Below are 22,477 nucleotides of genomic sequence, written 5' to 3' on the forward strand. Positions count from 1 at the left end.
TGGCCGGGAGAGCAAATGGACGCCGATTGCGTGATCGTCGGGGGCGGGCCCGCGGGGATGGTGGCCGGCCTGCTGTTCGCGCGAGCGGGCGTGAAGACGCTGGTGCTCGAAAAACATGGCGATTTCCTGCGCGATTTCCGTGGCGACACCGTCCATCCCTCGACGCTCGCCATTTTCCACGAACTCGGGCTGCTCGACGCGCTGCTTCGGCGTCCGCATGACGAAGTGACCCAGCTCGGCGGGCTGGTCGCGGGACAGGCGATCCGCTTCGCCGAATTCAGCGGGCTGAAGGCGCCCGCGCCCTTCATCGCGATGATGCCGCAATGGGAGTTCCTCGATTTCGTCGCGGACGCCGCGCGGCGCTACCCGGCCTTCACGCTGCGCCAGAATGCCGAGGCCGCGGCGCTGATCGAGGAAGGCGGGCGCGTCGCCGGGGTACGGCTGGCGGGCGGCGAGGAGGTTCTCGCCCGGCTCACCATCGCCTGTGACGGGCGGCATTCGGTGCTGCGCGATCGGTCCGGCCTCCCTTCGAAGACGATCGGCGCGCCGATGGACGTCTTCTGGTTCCGCCTGCCCAAGCCGCGCGGGCCCAACCGGTCGATGGGCGTGTTCGATACCGGCCTGATCCTCGCGCTGATCGATCGCGGCGATTACTGGCAATGCGCCTTCGTCTTCGCCAAGGGCAGCGCCGATCGGGTGCGTGGCGACGGGCTGGAGGCATTCCGCGCCCGCATCGCCCGTGCCGCGCCCGATCTCGCCGAGGCGACCGGGGCGCTTGCCAGCTGGGACGAGGTCAAGCTGCTGACCGTCACGGTCGACCGGCTGGAGCGATGGCACAGGCCCGGGCTGCTGGTGATCGGCGATGCCGCCCATGCCATGTCGCCGATCGGCGGGGTGGGCATCAACCTGGCGGTGCAGGATGCGGTCGCCGCCGCGAACGCGCTCGCCGGACCGATGGCGCGGGGCGAAGATCCCGATCCCTTGCTTCACAAGGTCGAGGATCGGCGGCTATGGCCGACGCGGATGACCCAGGGGATGCAGAAAGCGGCGCAGGACCGCATCATCGCGCCGCTGCTTGGCAGCAGCACGCCGCTCGCGCGGCCGCCGCTCGTGGCGCGGCTGTTCGATCGCTTCGCCTTTTTGCGCCGCATCCCGGCGCGCGTCATCGGGATGGGCTTCCGCCCCGAACATGTGCGGTCGCCCGAGGCATGAGGGCGGCAATCGCGCTCGCCCTGATGCTCGCGCTTCCGGCCTGTGGCGGCGAGGAAAGCCCCGCGCAGCGCATCAAACGCGATGCCGCGGAGAGCGTGGCTCAGCAGGAAACGAAAGCCCAAGCGGCGGCAGCGGGGATGGTCGCGCCGGAGTCGGCGCCTGCCTCCTATGCCGCTTTCCCCGAAGAGGTGCGCCTGACCATCTATCGCGCCGACCTGCTCGCCCAGAAATGCCAGGGCCGGTTCCGCGGCAATCGCCAGGCCGCCTGCGCCGAGCGCGAGGCGCTGGCCAAGGGGCTTCTCGCCAAGGGCTGGTGCTTCGGTGGCGCCGACGATCCCGCCAGCCAGCACTGGCTGCCTTGCGCGGAGGATTATCCCGGCGGCGAGAGCTGGATCGCCAGCCCCAAGGAGGGCCCGCCTACGGGTCAGTGATCCCCGGCGCTGCGCCACCCGGCGACGCAGAGCGCCAGCAATGCGCCGCCGCGATCGCCCATTGGATGTAGCGAACGCGGCGGCGGTTTCCGGTCAATTCCAGCTCGCCATCTCGGCTTCGAGGTTGACGCGGATCTGCTCGAAGAACTGCTCGGTGGTCATCCAGGGCTGATCCGGGCCGATCAGGATCGCGAGATCCTTGGTCATGTGGCCGGCCTCGACGGTCTCGATGCAGACGCGCTCGAGCGCTTCGGCGAACCTGGTGACATCCGGCGTGTTGTCGAACTTGCCGCGGAACGACAGGCCCTGCGTCCAGGCGAAGATCGAGGCGATCGGGTTGGTCGAGGTCGCCTTGCCCTGCTGGTGCATGCGGTAATGGCGGGTGACGGTACCGTGCGCCGCCTCGGCCTCGATCGTCTTGCCGTCGGGCGACATCAGCACCGAGGTCATCAGCCCGAGCGAGCCGAACCCCTGAGCAACCGTGTCCGACTGGACGTCGCCGTCGTAATTCTTGCAGGCCCAGACGAACTTGCCGCTCCACTTGAGCGCCGATGCGACCATGTCGTCGATCAGGCGGTGCTCGTAGACGATGCCCAGTTCCTTGAACTTGGCGGCGAATTCGGCGTCGAACACCTCCTGGAACAGATCCTTGAAACGCCCGTCATAGGCCTTGAGGATCGTGTTCTTGGTCGAGAGATAGAGCGGCCAGCCACGGTCGACCGCATAGTTCATGCTCGCACGGGCGAAATCGCGGATCGAATCGTCGAGATTGTACATGCCCATCGCGACACCGGCCGAGGGATAGTCGAACACTTCCTTCTCGATCTTCTGGCCGTCCGCGCCTTCCCACACCATGCGCAGCTTGCCGGGGCCGGGGACGAGGAAGTCGGTCGCGCGATACTGGTCGCCATAAGCATGACGCCCGACGACGATCGGATCGGTCCAGCCCGGAACCAGGCGGGGGACGTTGCGGATCACGATCGGCTCGCGGAAGACGACGCCGCCCAGGATGTTGCGGATCGTGCCGTTGGGCGACTTCCACATCTGCTTGAGCCCGAATTCCTCGACGCGCGCCTCGTCCGGGGTGATCGTCGCGCACTTCACGCCGACGCCGTATTGCTGGATCGCCTTGGCGCTGTCGATCGTGATCTGATCGTTGGTCTCGTCGCGCTTCTCGACGCTGAGGTCGTAATATTTTAGGTCGATATCGAGATAGGGAAGGATCAGGCGCTCGCGGATCCACTGCCAGATGATCCGCGTCATCTCGTCGCCGTCGATCTCCACGACCGGCGTCACCACCTTGATCTTGCCCATGTGCCTGCTTTCCTGTGAGGGAGGTTTGGCGGTGTCCCTAAGGGCAAGGCAGGCGAGGGGTCAACAGATGGAAAAAGACATCATCGCGACCGGGGCGAGCTGGAAGCATGAGCCATTCGGCGCAACCCGTCCGATTCCCTATCGCCGGGCCTTCACGGTGGCCGAATTCTCGCGCCTTCGCCGGGGCCTCGTGCCCGAGGTCACGGAAGATAAGTGGTTCATCTATTTCGAGGAATGGCGCTGTTTCTGCATCGCAGCTGGACCGGGATGGCGGTCTATCGCGTCGATCTGGCTGAAGACGGGGAAGGCGCCATGGTGACGGAAGCGGTCTGCTCGGTCGAGATGAAGGAGACGGCGGATCAGGAAGCGCGAATGCTCGATTTCCTGATCGCCAATCTCCTGCTCAAGGAAGGAAAGCCCTTTCCGATGCCGGCAGGCGTGCAGGAGCCGATGCCGGGGGTTTATCAGCATCACCTGGCCGGCACCGGCTATCGCGAGGAGCTGGCCCCCCTGTGGCGCCCGAACAGTCGCGCAACCGGCCTTGGTGGCGATTCTGGCGCTGAACGGTCAGAGCGCCTTCCTGAAATAGACCACGCGCTCGGTCTCGACGAAACCGATCGCGGCGTGAAAGGCGTGGCTGTCCTCGTTTTCGAGCAGGGCGTCCGACGCGAACTCCACGCAGCCGAGCGCGCGGCCCCAATCGGCGACGCGCTCGACCAGCGCCTCCGCGACGCGCTTGTTGCGGTGCGCGGGGGCGACATAAATGCCTTCGAGGAAGGCCACCGGCGAGGTCTCGCAGCCATTGACGTAATCGCGGCGCAGGCTCCCCTCGGCGAAGCCAGCGGGTTTGCCGCCCACGCGGCAGATCAGGACGATCGCCTCGCCCGCCTCCTCCAGCATCGCCTCGGCGCCGGCGCGCAGCTCCTCGGGCGAGTAATCGGGCCAGAGCGCGACACGAAGCCGGATCCAGTCTTCGAGGTCGGCGGAAGTACAACGCGTGATTTCCATAGGCGCTAATCTAGTCGCGCAAAGCATCAGGGCAATGATTTACCGCCTGTTTCTTTCTCCGAAGCGGTGCGAGAAGATATACGGGGCGGGAGAATGATCGCAATGCGGAAATGGCTGATCAGGCTGGCGGTGTTCGTGCTGGCCGGGCTGGCGCTCAGCTGGGTGATGGGCAGCGCGATGGTGCGCCCTGAGGTCTCGCATCCCGCCGCCGCCATGCCGCCCGCGCACGACCTGATGATCGACAGCCCGGACGGATTGCTGATCGCCGCCACCTATTGGCCCGGGCGGACGCCGCAATCGCCGGGCATCTTGCTGCTCCACGGCAATGGCGCGTCGCGGGATCAGGTCGCGGCGAACGCGGCCTGGCTGGCGGGGCAGGGCTATGCCGTGCTGACGATCGATTTTCGCGGCCATGGCGAATCCTCGCAGCGTCCGCGCAGTTTCGGCTGGTTCGAGAGCCGCGATACGGCAGCCGCGTTCGCTTGGCTCAAGAAGACGCAGCGGGGAGCGAAGGTGGGGGTGGTCGGCATTTCGCTCGGCGGGGCGGCGGCGCTGCTGGGTGAGAACGGAGCGCTGGCGGCGGACGCGCTGGTGCTCCAGGCGGTCTACCCCGATATCCGCCGCGCCGTCCGCAACCGGCTCCGCGCGTCGGGAGGCGTGATCGCCAGCTATGGGCTCGAGCCGTTGCTGAGCTACCAGTCGCTGCCACGCTACGGCGTCTGGCCGGGCCGGATCGCACCGATCGCGGCGCTGCGCCGCTTCCACGGCCCCGTGTTGATCATCGGTGGAGCCGAGGACCGCTTCACCCCACCCGCCGAGACCCGCGAGATGTTCGCCGCCGCACCCGGGCCCAAAGCCTTGTGGCTGGTCCCGGGGCTCGACCATGGTCAGGTCTCCGGCATGGACGACGCCCTCTATCGCGAGCGGCTACGCAATTTCTTCGCGGCGCGGCTCGGCATGCCCTGACGCGTTGTGATGCAACCACAACCCCGCTAGAGGGCAGCGATGGCCTCGAACGACAGGACCCCATCCGGCGCGCCGGCGGTCAAATGGCGCTTCCCCGATGTGCACCCCGAGGGGCGCAAATTCGCGCTGATCGCGGCGGCGATTACGCTGCTCAGCCTGTTCTTCTGGGATTTCATCACCTGGCCCCTGGTCGGGCTGACGATCTGGGTCGCGGCATTCTTCCGCGATCCGGTTCGCGTCACGCCGCAGGGGGAGGGGCTGATCGTCTCGCCCGCCGACGGGCTCGTCACGATGATCGAGCGCGTGCCGCTGCCGCGCGAACTCGCGGGCGCGCATGCGCTGGGCGACAAGCCGCTGGTGCGCGTTTCGGTGTTCATGAGCGTGTTCGACGTGCACATCAACCGGACACCGATCACCGGGACGATCCGCCACGTCATCTATGTCTCGGGCAAGTTCCTCAACGCCGACCTCGACAAGGCGAGCGAGGAGAATGAGCGGCAATATTTCGTCGTCGAGGACAAGAACGGGTTGCGGGTCGGCTTCACGCAGATCGCCGGCCTCGTCGCGCGGCGGATCCTCGCCTTCGTCAAGGCGGGCGACATGGTGGTGGCGGGGCAGCGGATCGGGCTGATCCGCTTCGGCAGCCGGATCGACGTGTTCCTGCCCGAAGGCTATGGCGCCGCGGTCGCGCTCGGCCAGCGCGCGATTGCGGGCGAGACGGTGCTGGGCCGCAAGGGCGCGGCGGACGTGACCGGGATTGCGCAGTGAAGCGGCGGCGGTCAGCCTGTTCCCGTCACAGCTGGGCCCCGGCCTTTGCCGGGGTGCGGAAAAGGTGAAGCGCCCGCGCCGGTTCGGCGCGATCCGGCCGATCCGGACGCCGCGGCTCCAGCGCGGCATTCCCCTGCGCGCCGTCCTTCCCAACGCGGTCACCGCGCTCGCGCTGTGCTTCGGGCTGAGCGGCATCCGCTTCGCGATCGGCGAGCAATGGGAGATCGCGGTGGCGATGGTGCTGATCGCGGGCGTACTCGACGGGATCGACGGGCGGATCGCCCGGCTGGTCCGCGCCGAGAGCCGGTTCGGCGCCGAACTCGACAGCCTGTCCGACGCGATCTCGTTCGGGGTCAGCCCCGCGCTGATCCTGTTCCTCTGGTCGCTCGAGGGCGTGCCGCGGATCGGCTGGATCGTCGCGCTCGTCTATGCGCTGTTCTGCGCGCTCCGGCTCGCGCGCTTCAATGCCCAGATCGACGACACCCACCAGCCGCACAAATCGGCGGGTTTCCTCACCGGCATTCCGGCACCCGCGGGCGCATTGGTGGCGATGGTGCCGCTCTATCTGTGGCTGTCGACCGGCCAACCGCTGTTCCGCGCGCCCTGGGTCGTCGCACCCTGGATGGCGCTGGTCGCGACGCTGATGATTTCGAGCCTCGCCACCTGGTCGGGCGCCGCGCTGCGCCTGCGCCGCCGGATCCGGTTCGAGGCGATCGCGATCCTCGTCGTGCTCGCCGCGGCGATCGTCTCGGCGCCCTGGCCGTCGCTCACGGTGGTCGCTCTACTCTATCTCGCCACCATCCCCTTCGCGATCCGCGCCTATCGCCGCGTCAGGCAGCAGCGCGAAACTGCGCCGGCATCACCATCCGCACCGGAACCTGCCGCCCCCGAAGCGTGACGCGCGGGGGCCGGGGAAGCTCGGGCGCGCCGACCGGACCATGTTCGAGCAGGAAGGCGATCCGCCCGAGATGCGGCCGCACGCTATCGACGACCGACCAGATCGAAACCCCGAGCACGCCCGCGAAAAACCCGATTGCCAGAAGCGCCGCCATGATCCCGATCCCTTGCCGTCCGTTCTATGAACCCTTTATGTTCCGTTAATGTTTCGGCTGTCAAGCAACTTTGTTGCACAAATGTTCTCATCGAAGCGCGCGCCGTTCCCGTAATGCTTGCAATCCCTGCGGCTTGGCGCTAACGGCCCGCCCTCAACACCGCATGGGAAGCAACATAGCCCGGTGCTCGGACGCAGTTCGAGTTCCCGCTTCCCAGAGGAACAACCGGAAGGAGTTATCCCTATGGCGGCACCTGTCGTCACCATGCAGCAATTGCTCGAATCGGGCGCGCACTTCGGTCACCAGACGCATCGCTGGAACCCGAAGATGAAGCCTTACATTTTCGGCGACCGCAACGGCGTCCACATCATCGATCTCTCGCAGACCGTGCCGCTCTTCGCGCGCGCGCTCGAGTTCGTGAACTCCACCGTCGCCGCGGGCGGCAAGGTGCTGTTCGTCGGCACCAAGCGCCAGGCGCAGGAGCCGATCGCCGACGCCGCGCGCCGTTCGAACCAGCATTTCGTCAACCATCGCTGGCTGGGCGGCATGCTCACCAACTGGAAGACCATCTCGCTCTCGATCAAGCGCCTCAAGACGCTCGAGGAGCAGCTCGGCGGCGAGGTCCATGGCCTCACCAAGAAGGAAATCCTCAACCTCACCCGCGAGAAGGACAAGCTCGAGCTCTCGCTCGGCGGCATCCGCGACATGGGCGGCGTTCCCGACATCATGTTCGTGATCGACGCGAACAAGGAGAGCCTGGCGATCAAGGAAGCCAACACGCTCGGCATCCCGGTCGTCGCGATCCTCGATTCGAACGTCTCGCCGGACGGCATTGCCTTCCCGGTTCCCGCTAACGACGACGCCAGCCGCGCCATCCGCCTCTATTGCGAGGCGATCGCGATCGCCGCGACCCGTGGCGGCCAGGACGCGATGGCGCGCAGCGGCCGTGACATCGGCGCGATGGAAGCCCCGCCGGTCGAGGAAGCGCTCCAGGTTCCGGCCGATGCCGGCGCGGCTGAAGAGCCCGCCGCCGATGCGCCCGTCGTGACCGCCGAGGAGTTCACCGCCCCGGCCGCTGCCGAGGAAGCTCCGGCCGAAGCGGCTCCGGTTGCCGAAGAGGCCCCGGCCGCTGAGGAAGCCCCGGTTGCCGAGGAAGCCCCGGTCGCCGAGGAAGCGCCTGCTGCCGAGCCTGAGGCTCCGGCCGCCGCGACGGAAGCCTCCGAGACCGCCGAAGAGGGCGAGCGCCAGCTCGACGCCTAAGGGCCCGTCACGAACCTGAAATAGGGGAGGGGCAGGGCGAAACGCACTGTCCCTCCCGACCTTTGTAAGCTGAGGAAAATACCATGGCAGAGATCACCGCATCCGCCGTCAAGGAACTGCGCGAGCGCTCGGGCGCCGGCATGATGGATTGCAAGAAGGCGCTGACCGAGACCGGCGGCGACCTCGAAGCCGCCAGCGACTGGCTGCGCTCGAAGGGCCTCGCCGCCGCCGCCAAGAAGTCGAGCCGCACCGCGGCCGAGGGCCTGGTCGGCGTCGCCGTCGCGGGCACCAAGGGCGTCGCCATCGAGGTCAATTCGCAGACCGACTTCGTCGCCAAGAACGAGATCTTCCAGGGCTTCGTTCGCGAAGTGACCGGGATCGCGCTCGAAAAGGGCGACGATATCGACGCGCTCAAGGCTTCGCCGATGGCGCAGGGCGGCACCGTCGAGGAAGTCCTCACCGCGAACATCGCCACGATCGGCGAGAACCAGGTGCTCCGCCGCGCCAAGGCCGTCTCGGTCTCGCAGGGCGCGGTGATCCCGTACGTCCATAACGCCGCGGCCCCGGGCCTCGGCAAGATCGGCGTGCTCGTCGCGCTTGAGTCGGACGCAGGCGTCGACGTGCTCGAGCCGCTGGGCAAGCAGATCGCGATGCACGTCGCCGCGGCCTTCCCGCTGGCGCTCGACGAGAACGGCCTCGATCAGGACACGCTCGAGCGCGAGCGCGCGATCGCGACCGAAAAGGCCGCCGAGAGCGGCAAGCCGGCCGACATCATCGCGAAGATGGTCGAGGGCACGGTCAGGAAGTTCGCCAAGGAGAATTCGCTGCTCAACCAGCTCTTCGTGATGGACGGCAAGACCCCGGTCTCCGAGGTGGTGGCCAAGGCCGCGAAGGACGCCGGCGCCACGATCAAGCTCACCGACTATGTCCGCTTCCAGCTCGGCGAAGGCATCGAGAAGGAAGAGAGCGACTTCGCCGCCGAAGTCGCCGCGACGGCGGGGCTGACGAAGTAAGGTTTTTCCGGACCTGATATGCGGGCGCGGTTGGCTGAGGCTGACCGCGCCCGTTTTCGTTTGAGCGCGGGCAGGACGCAAATTTCCGGGACGGTGCCGAAAAGACGCGGCATATTACCAGAACCAGTCAGAGGAACTGCGATTGGGGATAGGCGAGCATACCAGTTTTGACCGACCATTGGCGACGACGCGCTTGTGGCGTTACACCGATTTGCCCAAGTTTATTGATCTACTGACTTCAGGCAAACTCTGGCTGAGCAACGCTGAGATACTTGCTCGCGACGACCCCTATGATGGCCTACCTGGAGCCGTCCAGTTTCCCCATCGCATATGGCAAAGCATCAACGACGTGCCAGAGAAGTTGCGCGTTCAGATTCTCAAAATGCGGAGCAGGGGTACCGATGGCACTCCTGAAGCCGCGTTCAAGGGTTGGTTTATGGGCGAGGAGCAGCGCTGCATCATGACGCAATCTGGGCGTCGCGATTATTATGTTAACTGCTGGCACCAAGCTGAACACGAATCCGTCGCAATGTGGAAGGTTTATGGTTCACCCGGCGCGGGCGTTGCCGTGGTTTCGAACGGTGCAAGGCTAGAGACTGCTTTGGCAGCGAACGAGGAAGAGTGTTACCTCGGGGCGGTAAAATACCGTGATCCGTCCTTCGTTGAGATAGGAATGCCAAACGCTTTTGATAGCATGATGATCAAGCGCTTGAGTTTCGAGTACGAGCGGGAGGTGCGGCTGGTGCACTGGCGCACCGGCGAGCTCCACGACGCGCTCGCGAATTTCTCTTGGAATGAAGAGAAGATGCGTTTTGACGATCTTATCGAGGATTCCCGGCCCATACCGCCGGGAATGGCGTTAATGTGCGACGTCGACGCGATGATCGAGTGCGTCATCGTTTCGCCGTTCGCGCCGCCTTGGTACGCGGCGATGATCGAACGGATGCGGGATCGTTTTGGATATGGCTTTCCGGTGGGTCATTCGCGGTTGCTGGCAGCTCCGCCGGTCATACCCTGATCTCATTTCGCTAGGTGGCGGGAGTAGCGCCTGCGCTCCCGCGCGATGAATTTGCATATCAGCTCCACCCCATCTCCGCTTGTCCCGCCCGCGCTCCCCGCCTAAGGTCCGCGCCGCTCCGATACCCGCCGCAAACCGCTAGGCCCGCATGACTCTCCCCCGCTTCAAACGCATCCTTCTGAAACTCTCGGGCGAGGTCCTGATGGGGCAGGGGCAGTTCGGGATCGATCCCGCTACCTGCGAGCGCGTCGCGCTGGAGATCAAGGCGGCCAAGGATGCCGGGCACGAGATCTGCCTGGTGGTGGGTGGGGGCAATATCTTCCGCGGGCTCGCGGGCGCCGCGCAGGGGATCGAGCGCACCACCGGCGACTATATGGGCATGCTCGCCACCGTGATGAACGCGCTCGCGATGCAGTCCACGCTCGAACGGCTGGGGGTCGATACCCGCGTCCAGTCGGCGGTGCAGATGGACAAGATCTGCGAACCCTTCATCCAGCGCCGCGCCGACCGCCATATCGCCAAGGGCCGGGTGGTGATCTTCGCCGCGGGCACGGGCAATCCCTTCTTCACCACCGACAGCGGCGCCGCGCTCCGCGCCGCCGAGATGAAGTGCGACGCGCTGTTCAAGGGCACCTCGGTCGATGGCGTCTATGATGCTGATCCCAAGAAGGTCGCCACCGCAAAGCGTTACGACAGCTTGGGTTACGGCCGTGTCCTCGCGGACAATCTCAAGGTGATGGACGCCGCAGCAGTGGCGCTGTGCCGCGACAGCAACATTCCGATCGTGGTGTTCAACATCCGCGAGCCCGGCAATCTCGCCGCGGTGCTGCGCGGGGAGGGCACCGCCACCATCGTCCAGAACGAAAACGAATACGCATAAGGAGAGCCCGAAATGGCCGCTTTCGACAAGGCCGACCTCGAACGCCGCATGCACGGCGCGGTCGAGGCGCTGAAGCATGACCTGCAGGGGCTGCGCACCGGGCGCGCCTCGACCACCTTGCTCGATCCCGTCACGGTCGAGGTCTATGGCGCGATGATGCCGATCAACCAGGTCGCGAGCGTCTCGGCACCCGAGCCGCGGCTGCTCTCGGTGCAGGTGTGGGACAAGTCGAACGTCGGCCCGGTCGACAAGGCGATCCGTTCGGCGGGGCTGGGGCTCAACCCGATCGTCGACGGCCAGACGCTGCGCCTGCCGATCCCCGACCTTACCGAGGAGCGCCGCAAGGAACTCGCCAAGCTCGCGGGGCAATATGCGGAAAAGGCGCGCATCGCCGTCCGCAACGTTCGCCGCGACGGCAATGACAGCCTCAAGACCGACGAGAAGAAGGGCGTGTTCGGCGAGGACGAGCGCAAGCGCCACGAAACCGAGGTGCAGAAGCTGACCGACAAGACGATCGCCGAGATCGACGAGGCGGCGAGCACCAAGGAAAAGGAAATCATGGGCCGGTGACGGGCGTGACTGCCTTGCCTTCCATTACCGTCATCCCCGCGAAAGCGGGGACCCATCTCCTCACCGCTCCCCATTCGCAACAGCCGTTGTGTGCCGGGGTGGGTGCGGGAGATGGGTCCCCGCTTTCGCGGGGATGACGATCGGTTAGTTTCGATGGCCACCAAAGCTGCCACCGGAGGCGCCACGCCCCCCCGTCACGTCGCCATCATCATGGACGGCAATGGGCGCTGGGCGAAGGCGCGCTTCCTGCCGCGGATCGCGGGGCACAAACAGGGTGTCGAGGCGGTGCGGCGGGTCTCGCGCGCCGCTCGTGCGTTGGGCATCGAAGTGCTCACCCTCTACGCCTTCTCCTCCGAAAACTGGCGGCGTCCCGAGGAGGAGGTCCGCGACCTGATGGGGTTGCTGCGCCACTTCCTCGCCAGCGAGCTCGATGAGCTGGTGAGCGAAGGGGTGAGGCTGCGCGTGATCGGCGACTGGCGGCGTCTCGCGCCCGATCTCGTCGCGATGATCGAAGGCGCCATCGCCCGCACCGCCGCCAATCCGGGCCCGACCCTGGTGATCGCGCTCAATTACGGCGCCCAGGCCGAGATCGTCGCCGCCGCCCGCACGCTCGCCGAGCAGGTGCGCGACGGCAGCCTCGATCCCGCGGCGATCGACGAGGCACGCTTCACCGAAGCCCTCGAAACGCACGATCTTCCGCCGCTCGACCTGATGATCCGCACCTCGGGCGAGCAGCGCCTGTCCAACTTCCTGCTCTGGCAGGCGGCCTATGCCGAGCTGATGTTCATCGACACGCTCTGGCCCGATTTCGACGAGAAGACGCTGGCCGGCGCGCTCGAGCAATTCGGACGCCGCGAGCGCCGGTTCGGGGGCCTGTGAGCGGCGCGCACTCCGATCTGCCGGTCCGGCTGGGCGTCGCCCTGGCGCTGATCGGGGGTGCCCTTCTGGCGATATGGTTCGGCGGACTGGTGTTCTGGCTGCTCGTGACGGTCGGCGCATTGCTGATGCTCGGCGAATGGGCGGGGCTGGTCGGCGCCACGCCGCAGCGCCGCCTCGCCCAATATGCGCTCACCGTGCCGCTCGCGCTGCTGGCGCCGGGGCTGGCGATGGGGCCGAGCTGGTTCGTGTTCGGGCTGATCATCGGCGCGGGCTTCTTCATCGCGGCGGTGACGCGCAATGGGCGGCTCGGCTGGGGGATCGTCTATGTCGGCGTGCCGGCGCTGGCGCTCGTCTTCCTGCGCGAGGAACCGCACGGGCTGCTGCTCACCTTCTGGGCGATGGCACTGGTCTGGGCGTGCGACAGCGGCGCCTTCTTCGCCGGGCGCGCGATCGGCGGGCCCAAGCTCGCGCCCTCGATCAGCCCCAACAAGACCTGGGCGGGGTTCATCGGCGGGCTCGCAGCGTCGGCGGCGGCCGCGTGGGGGATGGTGATCCTGTTCGGCCTGCCGCCCGCGCTGGCCCTGGTCACCCCGTTTCTCGCGGTGCTCGCCCAGGCGGGTGACCTGTACGAGAGCCACCTCAAGCGCCTCGCGGGGGTCAAGGACTCCGGCACCCTGCTCCCGGGCCATGGCGGGCTGCTCGACCGGCTCGACGGGCTCGTCGCGGTCGCGCCCGCCGCGGCATTGCTGGTGATCCTGCTGACATGAAGCGCGTCACCATCCTCGGCGCCACAGGATCGGTCGGCAGCTCGACACTCGACCTGATCGAGCGCGAGGCCGAGGCGTTCGAGGTCCTGGCGCTCACCGCCAACCATGATGTCGAACGCCTCGCCGCCGCGGCGATCCGCACCAACGCCAAGCTCGCGGTGGTCGCCGATGCCTCGTGCCTTCCCGGCCTGATCGAGCGGTTGGCGGGAACGGGGATCCAGGCGAGGGGAGGGCCGGAGGCCGTCTGCGACGCCGCGCGGATGGGCGCTGACTGGACGATGGCCGCGATCGTCGGGCTGGCCGGGCTCGGCCCGGTGATGGCGGCGCTCGAAGGCGGCGGCACGGTGGTGCTGGCCAACAAGGAACCGCTCGTCTCGGCGGGCGATCTCGTCGTCGAGGCGGCGAAACGCCACGGCGCGACCCTGCTCCCCGCCGATTCGGAGCATAACGCGATCTTCCAGTGCTTCGATGCCGATCGGCCCGAGCGCGTCCGGCGGATCATCCTCACCGCAAGCGGCGGCCCGTTCCGCGACTGGACCGTGGAGGCGATGCGCAGCGTTACCCCGCAACAGGCGGTCGCGCACCCCAATTGGTCGATGGGCGCCAAGATCTCGGTCGATTCGGCGACGATGATGAACAAGGGGCTCGAGCTGATCGAGGCCGCGCGGCTCTTCCCCGTAGCGCCCTCCGCAATAGAGATCGTCATCCACCCGCAATCGATCATCCATTCGATGGTCGAATATGTCGATGGCTCGATCCTCGCCCAGCTCGGCCCCTCGGACATGCGCGTGCCGATCGCGCACACGCTCGCCTGGCCGGACCGGATGGCGACCCCGATGGCGCCGCTCGACTTTGTCAGCGTCGGCCGCCTCGATTTCGCCGCACCCGATCCGGCGCGCTTCCCCGCGCTGGCGCTCGCCAGGGCCGCCTTGCAGGAGGGCGGTGCCCGTCCGGCGATCCTCAACGCCGCCAATGAGGTGGCGGTCGCGGCCTTCCTCTCGGGTGGCCTCAACTTTCTTGAAATTGCCGCAATCGTTGCCGATACGCTGGCCCGCTACAACCCGGTCGCCCCGGATAGCCTCGAAGCCGTGTTGGCCATCGACGCCGAGGCGAGGCGGCATGCGGGCGAGCGTGTAAAGGACTGCGTCGTTTGATCCAATCTCCCGGCATCTTGCTCACGCTGCTGGCCTTCGCGATCGTGATCGGATCGCTCGTCACCCTGCATGAGCTCGGACATTATCTGGCGGGCCGCTGGTTCGGCGTGAAGGCGGAAGCCTTTTCGTTCGGCTTTGGGCGCGAGATCGCCGGCTTCACCGACAGGCGCGGGACCCGCTGGAAGCTCAGCATGCTGCCGCTCGGCGGCTATGTGCGCTTCGCGGGCGACATGAACCCGGCGAGCCAGCCCGATCCCGAATGGATGTCGCTTCCCCCCGAGGAGCGCGCCCAGACCTTCCAGGCCAAGCCGCTCTGGCAGCGCGCGATCATCGTCGCGGCGGGGCCGATCGCCAATTTCCTGATCGCGATCGTCATCCTCGGCACTTTCGCCGCAATCTACGGCGACGCGACCGTCCCTCCGGTGGTCGGCAGCGTCGTCCAAGGCAGCGCGGCGGACAAGGCGGGGCTGAAGTCGGGCGACCGCATCACCGCCATGGGCGGGCGCGCGGTCGATGGGTTCAACGACATGGCAGCCTTCACCGCGGTGCGCGCGGGTGCGCCGGTCCGGATCGACTATGTCCGCGACGGCCAGAGCGCCAGCGCCGAGACGGTGATCGGCACCGATCTGTTCAAGGACCGGTTCGGTAACCAGGTCCGCCGCGGCCTGCTTGGCATCGGGCCCTCGACTCAGGTGATTCGCACCCCCGTCGCCTGGTGGCAGGCGCCCTGGGCGGGGGTCGAGCGCACCTGGAATATCCTCGGCATGATGGTCGATGGCCTCGGTCAGATGATCATGGGGCGCGTGCCGGTGAACGAACTGGGCGGGCCGCTGCGCATCGCCAAGATGTCCGGCGAGAGTCTCGCTCTGGGACCCGACGAGTTTATTGGCTTTATCGCGCTCATTTCGATTAATCTGGGATTCATTAACCTGTTGCCAGTCCCGGTTGCCGATGGCGGTCATCTGCTGTTTTACGGAATCGAGGCAATCAGGCGGCGGCCGATCGAGCCGCGGGTAATGAATTTGGCGTTCAACGGCGGATTGCTGGCGATTCTGGCCCTCTTTCTGCTGGTGACGATCAATGATCTGGGCGCGTTCGGCGTGTGGAGAAATCTGGCCGGGTTGATCGGCTGACGTGGTTAGGGCAGGGCGTGGTACCGCCGTTGCCGGCCTGTGAATTTGGATTCCGATTAGGGTGGGACTGGTGACAGCGAACAAGGCGAAAAATATGGGCGCGCGCGCCACCAAGACTCTCCTCGCAGGCACGGTGCTGTCGGGTTTCGTCGCGATCCCTGCTTATGCCCAGGTGACTCCGGCCCAGCCGCAGCTGACCGCCCCCACGGTGCCGCCCCAGGTGGTGACGCGCACGATCCGCTCGATTCGCGTCGAAGGCTCGCAGCGCATCGAGCCCGATACGGTAATGTCGTATACCAAGCTCCGCGTCGGCGACACCTACACCAATGAGACGGTCGACCAGGCGATCAAGGACCTGCTTGCCTCCGAACTGCTGGCCGACGTCGAGATCCAAGGCGTCGAGACCGGCGATCTCGTGATCCGCATCCGCGAAAATCCGGTGATCAACCGTGTCGTCTATGAGGGCAACAAGCGCCTCAAGGCCGACAAGATCGCCAAGGAAGTGAAGCTGGCGCCGCGCCAGATCTTCACCCGCACCGCGGTCCGCGCCGATGTCGCGCGCATCATCGAGCTCTATCGCCGCCAGGGCCGTTTCGCCGCGACGGTCGAGCCCAAGATGGTGATGCTCGATCAGAACCGCGTCGACGTCATCTTCGAGATCCGCGAAGGGCCCAAGTCCAAGGTCCGCCAGATCAACATCATCGGCAACGAGGTCTTCTCCGATTCGAAGCTGCGCGGCGAGATGGCGACGCGCCAGGCGCGCATCAGCACGATCCTCAGCTCGAACACCAGCTACGACCAGGATCGCCTCGCGTACGACCAGCAGAAGCTGCGCCAGTTCTACCTGACCCAGGGGTATGCAGATTTCCGCGTCATCTCCGCCGTCGCCGAGCTGACCCCGGACAAGAAGGACTTCATCATCACCTATGTGGTGGAGGAAGGCCCGCGCTACAAATTCGGCCCGATCACGGTGAACAGCGCGATCCGCGACTTCGACAACACCAAGCTCGCCGCCGCGCTGCCGATCAAGGAAGGCCAGTGGTACAACGCCAAGGCCGTCGAGGATTCGATCGATGCGCTGAGCGAGACCGCCGGCCTGTTCGGCTATGCCTTTGCCGATGTCCGTCCCGAATATCAGCGGGACAAAGAAAACCTCACGATGACGATTAATTTCAACATCGCGGAGTCGAACCGGACGTACATCGAGCGCATCGACATCACCGGCAACACCCAGACGCAGGATGAGGTCATCCGCCGCGAGATGCGCGTGTCCGAGGGCGATGCGTTCAACACCTTCCAGGTCAAGCGCTCGCAGGACCGCATCAACTCGCTCGGCTTCTTCCAGGACAAGTTCGAGATCGAGCGCAAGGACGGCTCGGCGCCCGACCGCATCGTCCTCGCGGCGAATGTCGAGGAGCGCGCGACCGGCTCGCTGACGCTCTCGGCGGGCTTTTCGAGCCTTGAGCGCTTCATCCTCCAGACCTCGGTCGAGCAGCGCAATTTCCGCGGCAAGGGCCAGTCGCTCCGCGCCTCGGTCGACTATTCGACCTACTCGAAGTCGGTCGAGCTGGGCTTTACCGAACCCTATCTGTTCGATCGCAACGTGGCGCTGGGCGCGACGGTATTCCGCCGCGATTACAATGCGTTCAACTATATCGGGTCGGACCGCAACACGACCTATGCCCAGGTTTCGACCGGCTTCCAGCTGATCACCGGCATCCCGCTGACCGAATATTGGACGGCATCGGCCCGCTATATGCTGGTCCAGGACAAGGTGACGCTCGATCCTGCGCAGTTCTACACCAACGGCGTCTGCGATCCGCTGCGCGCCGGCCGCTATTATTGCGACGCGGTGGGCACGCGCATCACCTCGTCGGTCGGCCTTTCGCTGATCTTCGACAGCCTCAACAGCCGCCTCCGCCCGACCGCGGGTCAGCGGCTCGTGCTCGGTCTCGACATTGCCGGCCTGGGCGGCGACGTCCGCTACATTCGCGGCCGCTTCGACGGCGACAAATATTGGCGGGTCGGCGGCGGCTTCATCGCCTCGGTCTCGGTCGAGGGCGGCTTCATCAAGTCGTTCGAGAAGGCGCGTACGGCGGGCAGCGATCCGGTCCGCATCACCGACCGCTTCTACCTCGGCGAGCCGCAGTTCCGTGGCTTCGACATTCGCGGCATCGGCCCGCGCGTGCAGCGCATCCAGTATACCGGCGACCCCAATGCGGGCACCCAGGCGCTGGTCACCGATCGCCAGCAGATCTTCGACGACGCGCTCGGCGGCCGTTATTACTATCTCGCCAAGGCCGAGCTGGAGATACCGCTCGGCGCCGGCGCCCAGGAGCTGGGACTGCGTCCCTCGATCTTCGTCCAGGCGGGCGCGCTGTGGGGCATGACCGATCCCGGCAAGACGGTCGCCTTCATCCAGGCGACGGGGACCAACGGCGCGCTGCTGTTCAACCAGGACGGCTCGCCCACGCTGCTGCCCAAGGATAATCTGCTCAAGGATGCGGCCGGCCACCAATATTATGTCGTCGGTGCCAGCGATCCCAATGCGGGCAATCTGACGCTCTGTTCGATCGGCTATTCGAATTCGACGACCTTCCCCGCCAATTGCGTGGGCACGACGATCAATACCGCGGCCAACCAGCCCATCCAGCCCTTCCTCGAGCGGTTCGTCGGCAATTCGGCCAGCCCGCGCCTTGCCATCGGCATCGGCGTGAACTGGAACTCGCCGTTCGGCCCGCTCCGGATCGACCTTTCGAAAGCCCTGCTGACCCAGCCGGGCGACGACCCCAAACTCTTCACCTTCAATGTAGGGACCGCGTTCTAATGAAGACCTTCAAGTATCTCCTCCTGGCTGCGATCGCCGCCCCCGCGGCGATGGTCGCCGTGGCGCCGGCCGCCCATGCGCAGGTCAACGGTATCGCGACCGCCGATCCGGTGTCCGCAATGTACATGACCAAGGCATGGCAGACCGCCGACCAGCAGATCCGCACCACCTTTGCGGCGCAGTATCAGCAGCTCGAGGCGAAGGCCGCCGAGCGCCAGAAGCTGCTCGCTCAGCTCGACAAGAATGGCGACAAGCAGGTCGATGACGCCGAGCTCGCCGGCAACCCGGCGGTGAAGGGTCAGGTCGACAAGATCGACGCCGACATGAACCAGCTCAGCCTGCCGATCCTGCTCGCCAAGGGCTTCGCGATCGACCGCATTCTCGAGCGTTACGAAGAAGCCCAGCGCAACGTCGTCAATGCCAAGAAGATCGGCGTGATCCTCGCGCCGAACTCGTTCCTCTACTATCCGGATGCTGCAGACGTGACCGGCGCGATCACCGCCGAGCTCGACAAGCTCGTCCCGACCGTTTCGATCCAGCCGGTGCCGAACCGCCGCCCGAGCGAGCAGGCGATGGCCGTGCTCGAGCAGTTCCTGCGCATCGACGCGGCGCGTGCGGCCCAGGCCGCGCGTCAGCCTGCCGCCCCCGCCGCGGGCGGCGCCCGTCCGGCCGGTCAGCCTGCGGCTCCGGCCGCGGGGGGCACCCGCCCGGCGACCACGCCGGCGACGCGTCCGACCACGCCGCCTCCGGGCCGGTGAGCGAGAGCGAAACGGCAGGGACCGACATCGGCCCGCTCGATATCGGGCGGGTGATGGCGGCCCTGCCGCATCGTTATCCGTTGCTGCTCGTCGACCGTGTCGAATCGCTGATCGTCGATCAGCGGATCGTCGCGATCAAGGCGGTGACGATGAACGAGCAATTCTTCCAGGGGCACTTCCCCGGAAGGCCGATCATGCCGGGCGTCCTCCAGGTGGAGGCGCTCGCGCAGGCGGCGGGCGTGCTCGCGGTCGAGAGCCTGGGTCTCGCGGGCTCGGGCAAGCTCGTCTATTTCATGTCGATCGACGGGGTGAAGTTCCGCAAGCCGGTCGAACCCGGCTGCCTGCTCCGCCTTGAGGTCGAATTCGTCCAGAAGCGCAGCCGCGTGTGCAAGTTCGCGGGCAAGGCCTATCTGGGCGACGATGTCGCGACCGAGTGCGAATTCACCGCCATGATCGCGGATCCGCCGAGCGCGTGATGCGCCGCTTCCTGTTCATCGCTCTGCTCGGCATGCTGCCGGTGCAAGCGAGGGCGCAGCGGGAAATTACCGTTCCGGACGATGCGGACGGCCTACCCGAGGTCCGGCCTTGTATCGACCATGCGGGGCGGGGGTCGCTTCGTACGACAGGCACCCTATCGGTGGCCGAGCGCCCGCCGATTCAAGTGGCCACGCCCCGCTACCTCGAGATTGCTCAGGAGGGCGAGGATGGGACGGAAACAATAGTCTCCTCGGGATTCTGGGATGCGATCTACCGTTTCCGCTTCGACGAGCGCACCAGTCTGTTCGGCACCCCCAAGGGGCATGGCATCACCCTGACAAAGTCCTATCACTCGCTGGCGCCGATAAGGATCGCGGATGCCGTAGTCTTCACCGCCGTGCGGCAGGGCCGCGACCGGATGGTGGGCTGGGATTGGGTCTGGCGGGACACGGCCGGCCGGCCGTTTCTGCCGATAACGGATTGGCCGGATCCATCCGGACAGGGCAATGATTGGAGACCGCTGACGATCCACCGGTTCGCCAAGCCGGTGCGTTATCACAACCCGCCGCCCTCCTGGCCCCGCTGGGTTCCCGATCGACAGGCTCCGGAGCGCGCGCCCGATCTGTTCGCGATGCGGGGGAAGCGCGCCGTGGTGCGCTACGGCCTCTATCTCTCCGATATCCCGGCCCTGTTCGAGGCCGCCAGGGCCGAACCCTGTTGGCGCTAGTCCCGAGGTTGCCTTCGCCGCCACCCTCTGCTAACCGCGCGCCTCCGCTGCCGGTCGGAAACCGGCGGCATCTCAAGGAATTCGCGACGTGAAGAAAGATACCCATCCCGATTATCACACCATCACGGTGCAGATGACCGATGGCTCGACCTACCAGACCCGCTCGACTTGGGGGAAGGAAGGCGACACCATGACCCTCGAGATCGATCCGCTCGCGCACCCGGCCTGGACCGGCGGCCGCGGCACGATGCTCGATACGGGCGGCCAGGTGGCGCGCTTCAACAAGCGTTTCGGCGGGCTCTCGCTCACCAAGAAGTGATGACTTTGATTGTGTTCCGCTGATGCGGAACACGCACCGGCCCGCTCCCCCACCCGGCCTCCCATAGGCTACTAAAGTAAGGGAGGCCGGGTGGGGGAGCGGGCCGGTGCCGCACTTGCCGAAGCAAATGCCGTTAACGCGGCGTTAGCCACGCGGGTCTAGCTTCCCCTGCATGATCAGGGGAAAGTCATTCGCAGCCGAATTCGAACCGGCGGTCGGGGGTCTCGGCCGGCGGCGTTCCGTGCGTGCGCCCGTTTCGCTCGATGCCAGGATCGGCCGCGGCGGGCTCGACCGGGCGCTGTGCAAGGTCGTCGACATCTCGCAGCACGGCGCGCGGCTCCAGACCTATTCGAGCCTGCGCGCGGGCACGATGATCTGGCTGGCGCTTCCCAAAGTGGGACATCACGCCGCCAAGGTGGTGTGGGCCGACGAGTTCGAGGCGGGCCTGCAGTTCGAGATTCCGCTGACGATCGACGCGTTCGAGGCGCTGACCGACTGAATCGCGGCCAAGCGATTCAAATTCCATGACAAGATTGCGTTAACCATCGTTCCGGGCCATCTTCCCGCCTTCGCTGGAGGGGGTTCAGTGGATGCTCGGACGATTACTCGCCTGTGCGTTGTTGATGGGAGCGGCAACACCTGCCTTGGCGGGCGAGGAAACGCATCCCGCCGCGCCGGCCGAAACCGTCCGCTACACCCCCGACACGATGCCGCTGCTGCTCCAGGATCAGCGCGCCACCTGGGGAACCCCGCCGCCGCTCACCGAGCTGGCGCCGGGCTTCGACATGCAGGCGCCGATCCGCGTGGTTTCCGCCAAGCCGATGGCGTCCGACCTGGCGAGCTTCGACGCGCTCGACGCGCCGGCGCCCGCTTTCAACCTCACGCTGCCGCAAGGCGATGCCGAGCCGCTTCAGCTCATCACGCCGGTCGGCGATGATTCGGCGCCGCGCTTCCGCCTGACCCCGCGCGCGCGGATCGAGCCGATGGGAGGCTCCGCCGACGCGCTTCGCGAATCGCGTGCGGCGATCCCGCGCGGTCACCGGTACCGTCCGACGCCGCTGGACGCCCGGCTGGTGCTGCGGCTCGACGGGGAGGAGGGGAGCCCGCCACTGACCTTCGGGGGCAGCGCCGGCGTGCTCAACATCCTGCCGCGGCAATGATCAGCCGCGCACGAACAGGTTCTTGAGCCAGAGCGGACCCGAACGCCCGGCCTGGCCCCAATCGTCATCCTCCGCATCGGGGGTATAGCCCCAGGGGTTGAAGACCTTGACGCGCCCGGCCTTGAACGCGGCGGTGTTGCGCGTGACGAGGATCAACCCGTGCTCGATCGCGGTCGCCGCCATCAGCCCGTCGCGGCTGTCGGCATAGGGAAGCTGGCCGCGCCGGCGCACCACCGCGGCATCGACCGGCAGGATCCGTCCCTCGAACGCGGTCATCACCGGCCCGTCGATCCATTCGCGCAGGGCCTTGCCCGCGGCCTTGTCGATCCGTTCCTGCCGCATCGCCCAATTTTCGAGCTCGAGCAGCGCCAGCGCCGAGACGAACAGGTTCTGGCGTGCCACGCCCGCCGCCCAGCTCGCCAGGCCCGGATCGGTCTGCCCGGCCTTGGCCTTGCGCAGTTCGAAGACGATGGGGGTATCGAGCAGGTACATCAGCTGAGCTCGCGCCGGTCCCAGGTCTCGCCCGGGCGTGCCGCGTCGAAATCGATCTCGCCCAGCCCGGGCATGGCGAGCAGGTCCACCAAAGTCTCGGTCTGGCCGCTCAATTGGCGATAGGCCTCGATGCTCATCAGCACATGGGTGGGGCGCCCGCGGTCGGTCACGAACACCGGCTCGAGCCGCGCGACTCGCTTCGCCTGGCTCACGTCCTGGTTGAAATCGCGGCTGCTAAAGACCTTCATCTTTGATCCTACATCACTACAAAGATTGCGTTGTCATGTACCTA

At 66.5% G+C, this 22,477-nt stretch carries 26 protein-coding genes and 1 pseudogene; 22 read left to right on the top strand and 5 right to left on the bottom strand.

The annotated features are described in order from the left end of the window. Positions 1-15: 15 nt before the first annotated feature. Positions 16-1,212: an FAD-dependent oxidoreductase gene (locus OF829_RS17905; RefSeq protein WP_264941531.1), complete on the top strand. Its 1,197-nt coding sequence runs from the start codon at positions 16-18 to the stop codon at positions 1,210-1,212. Continuing rightward, positions 1,209-1,643 carry a hypothetical protein gene (locus OF829_RS17910; RefSeq protein WP_264941532.1) on the top strand — a complete coding sequence of 145 codons (435 nt, stop codon included), beginning with the start codon at positions 1,209-1,211 and terminating at the stop codon, positions 1,641-1,643. The genes OF829_RS17905 and OF829_RS17910 overlap by 4 nt, the downstream gene beginning before the upstream one ends. Before the next feature lie 93 nt (positions 1,644-1,736). Here the strand turns inward: OF829_RS17910 and OF829_RS17915 are convergent, their stop codons facing one another. Then, the gene (locus OF829_RS17915; protein ID WP_264941533.1) at positions 1,737-2,957 is read right to left on the bottom strand and encodes an NADP-dependent isocitrate dehydrogenase; all 1,221 of its coding nucleotides are present in this window, start codon (positions 2,955-2,957) and stop codon (positions 1,737-1,739) included. Positions 2,958-3,024: 67 nt separating this feature from the next. Here OF829_RS17915 and OF829_RS17920 point away from each other — a divergent pair, with 67 nt between their 5' ends. Continuing rightward, on the top strand, positions 3,025-3,276 hold the full coding sequence (locus OF829_RS17920; RefSeq protein ID WP_264941534.1) for a hypothetical protein: 252 nt from the start codon (positions 3,025-3,027) through the stop codon (positions 3,274-3,276). A gap of 248 nt (positions 3,277-3,524) precedes the next feature. On the opposite strand, the gene aac(6') is transcribed toward OF829_RS17920, so the two are convergent. Then, positions 3,525-3,965, bottom strand: coding sequence for an aminoglycoside 6'-N-acetyltransferase (gene aac(6') / locus OF829_RS17925; RefSeq protein ID WP_264941535.1), 441 nt, complete (start codon positions 3,963-3,965; stop codon positions 3,525-3,527). A 93-nt stretch (positions 3,966-4,058) separates the two neighbouring features. On the opposite strand from aac(6'), the gene OF829_RS17930 reads away from it, so the two are divergent. The 3 genes from OF829_RS17930 (at position 4,059) to OF829_RS17940 (ending at position 6,597) form a co-directional block, all read left to right on the top strand. Continuing rightward, positions 4,059-4,931, top strand: coding sequence for an alpha/beta hydrolase (locus OF829_RS17930; RefSeq protein WP_264941536.1), 873 nt, complete (start codon positions 4,059-4,061; stop codon positions 4,929-4,931). A 39-nt stretch (positions 4,932-4,970) separates the two neighbouring features. Continuing rightward, entirely contained in the window at positions 4,971-5,699 is a 729-nt protein-coding gene (locus OF829_RS17935) for a phosphatidylserine decarboxylase (protein ID WP_264941537.1), read from the top strand. 64 nt (positions 5,700-5,763) lie between these two features. Continuing rightward, positions 5,764-6,597: a CDP-alcohol phosphatidyltransferase family protein gene (locus OF829_RS17940; RefSeq protein ID WP_264941538.1), complete on the top strand. Its 834-nt coding sequence runs from the start codon at positions 5,764-5,766 to the stop codon at positions 6,595-6,597. Here the strand turns inward: OF829_RS17940 and OF829_RS17945 are convergent. Beyond that, a complete protein-coding gene (locus OF829_RS17945; protein ID WP_264941539.1) occupies positions 6,530-6,751 on the bottom strand; it encodes a hypothetical protein in 222 nt (73 codons plus the stop codon). The genes OF829_RS17940 and OF829_RS17945 overlap by 68 nt on opposite strands. A 243-nt stretch (positions 6,752-6,994) precedes the next feature. Between OF829_RS17945 and rpsB the strand changes: the two are divergent. The 16 genes and pseudogenes from rpsB to OF829_RS18025 form a co-directional block, all read left to right on the top strand. Beyond that, a pseudogene (gene rpsB / locus OF829_RS17950) lies at positions 6,995-7,789 on the top strand (30S ribosomal protein S2); the annotation flags it as partial. Positions 7,790-8,094: 305 nt separating this feature from the next. Next, the gene (tsf, locus tag OF829_RS17955; RefSeq protein WP_264941540.1) at positions 8,095-9,024 is read left to right on the top strand and encodes a translation elongation factor Ts; all 930 of its coding nucleotides are present in this window, start codon (positions 8,095-8,097) and stop codon (positions 9,022-9,024) included. 178 nt (positions 9,025-9,202) lie between these two features. Next, positions 9,203-10,042: a DUF2971 domain-containing protein gene (locus OF829_RS17960; protein ID WP_264941541.1), complete on the top strand. Its 840-nt coding sequence runs from the start codon at positions 9,203-9,205 to the stop codon at positions 10,040-10,042. 148 nt (positions 10,043-10,190) lie between these two features. Then, on the top strand, positions 10,191-10,922 hold the full coding sequence (gene pyrH, locus OF829_RS17965) for a UMP kinase (RefSeq protein ID WP_264941543.1): 732 nt from the start codon (positions 10,191-10,193) through the stop codon (positions 10,920-10,922). 12 nt (positions 10,923-10,934) lie between these two features. Then, the gene (frr, locus tag OF829_RS17970; RefSeq protein ID WP_264941544.1) at positions 10,935-11,492 is read left to right on the top strand and encodes a ribosome recycling factor; all 558 of its coding nucleotides are present in this window, start codon (positions 10,935-10,937) and stop codon (positions 11,490-11,492) included. A gap of 153 nt (positions 11,493-11,645) precedes the next feature. Beyond that, positions 11,646-12,371, top strand: coding sequence for an isoprenyl transferase (locus tag OF829_RS17975; RefSeq protein ID WP_264941545.1), 726 nt, complete (start codon positions 11,646-11,648; stop codon positions 12,369-12,371). Next, positions 12,368-13,138, top strand: a complete 771-nt coding sequence (locus tag OF829_RS17980) for a phosphatidate cytidylyltransferase (RefSeq protein WP_264941546.1) — start codon at positions 12,368-12,370, stop codon at positions 13,136-13,138. The genes OF829_RS17975 and OF829_RS17980 overlap by 4 nt, the downstream gene beginning before the upstream one ends. Further along, a complete protein-coding gene (dxr, locus tag OF829_RS17985) occupies positions 13,135-14,292 on the top strand; it encodes a 1-deoxy-D-xylulose-5-phosphate reductoisomerase (RefSeq protein WP_264941547.1) in 1,158 nt (385 codons plus the stop codon). Before OF829_RS17980 ends, dxr begins: the two co-directional genes overlap by 4 nt. Beyond that, positions 14,289-15,425 (top strand): M50 family metallopeptidase, encoded by a 1,137-nt coding sequence (locus OF829_RS17990; protein WP_264941548.1) that lies wholly within the window; start codon positions 14,289-14,291, stop codon positions 15,423-15,425. The genes dxr and OF829_RS17990 overlap by 4 nt, the downstream gene beginning before the upstream one ends. 94 nt (positions 15,426-15,519) lie before the next feature. Next, positions 15,520-18,252, top strand: a complete 2,733-nt coding sequence (gene bamA, locus OF829_RS17995; protein ID WP_264941549.1) for an outer membrane protein assembly factor BamA — start codon at positions 15,520-15,522, stop codon at positions 18,250-18,252. After that, positions 18,252-19,010 (top strand): OmpH family outer membrane protein, encoded by a 759-nt coding sequence (locus OF829_RS18000; RefSeq protein WP_264941550.1) that lies wholly within the window; start codon positions 18,252-18,254, stop codon positions 19,008-19,010. The genes bamA and OF829_RS18000 overlap by 1 nt, the downstream gene beginning before the upstream one ends. Next, positions 19,007-19,486: a 3-hydroxyacyl-ACP dehydratase FabZ gene (gene fabZ, locus OF829_RS18005; RefSeq protein ID WP_264941551.1), complete on the top strand. Its 480-nt coding sequence runs from the start codon at positions 19,007-19,009 to the stop codon at positions 19,484-19,486. The genes OF829_RS18000 and fabZ overlap by 4 nt, the downstream gene beginning before the upstream one ends. Further along, a complete protein-coding gene (locus OF829_RS18010) occupies positions 19,486-20,214 on the top strand; it encodes a hypothetical protein (protein ID WP_264941552.1) in 729 nt (242 codons plus the stop codon). Before fabZ ends, OF829_RS18010 begins: the two co-directional genes overlap by 1 nt. Positions 20,215-20,302: 88 nt before the next feature. Then, positions 20,303-20,533 (top strand): 50S ribosomal protein L31, encoded by a 231-nt coding sequence (gene rpmE / locus OF829_RS18015; protein WP_264941553.1) that lies wholly within the window; start codon positions 20,303-20,305, stop codon positions 20,531-20,533. Between the two features lie 241 nt (positions 20,534-20,774). Then, positions 20,775-21,032: a PilZ domain-containing protein gene (locus tag OF829_RS18020; protein WP_264941554.1), complete on the top strand. Its 258-nt coding sequence runs from the start codon at positions 20,775-20,777 to the stop codon at positions 21,030-21,032. Between the two features lie 145 nt (positions 21,033-21,177). Further along, positions 21,178-21,693 (top strand): hypothetical protein, encoded by a 516-nt coding sequence (locus OF829_RS18025; RefSeq protein WP_264941555.1) that lies wholly within the window; start codon positions 21,178-21,180, stop codon positions 21,691-21,693. Here OF829_RS18025 and OF829_RS18030 read toward each other — a convergent pair whose 3' ends face one another. Beyond that, complete coding sequence (locus OF829_RS18030) at positions 21,694-22,185, bottom strand: type II toxin-antitoxin system VapC family toxin (RefSeq protein ID WP_264941556.1); 492 nt, start codon at positions 22,183-22,185, stop codon at positions 21,694-21,696. It abuts the gene before it with no gap. Further along, positions 22,185-22,433: a type II toxin-antitoxin system Phd/YefM family antitoxin gene (locus OF829_RS18035; protein WP_264941558.1), complete on the bottom strand. Its 249-nt coding sequence runs from the start codon at positions 22,431-22,433 to the stop codon at positions 22,185-22,187. The genes OF829_RS18030 and OF829_RS18035 overlap by 1 nt, the downstream gene beginning before the upstream one ends. Positions 22,434-22,477 lie beyond the last annotated feature (44 nt).

Source organism: Sphingomonas caeni (assembly GCF_026013415.1).
GTDB lineage: Bacteria > Pseudomonadota > Alphaproteobacteria > Sphingomonadales > Sphingomonadaceae > Sphingomonas > Sphingomonas caeni.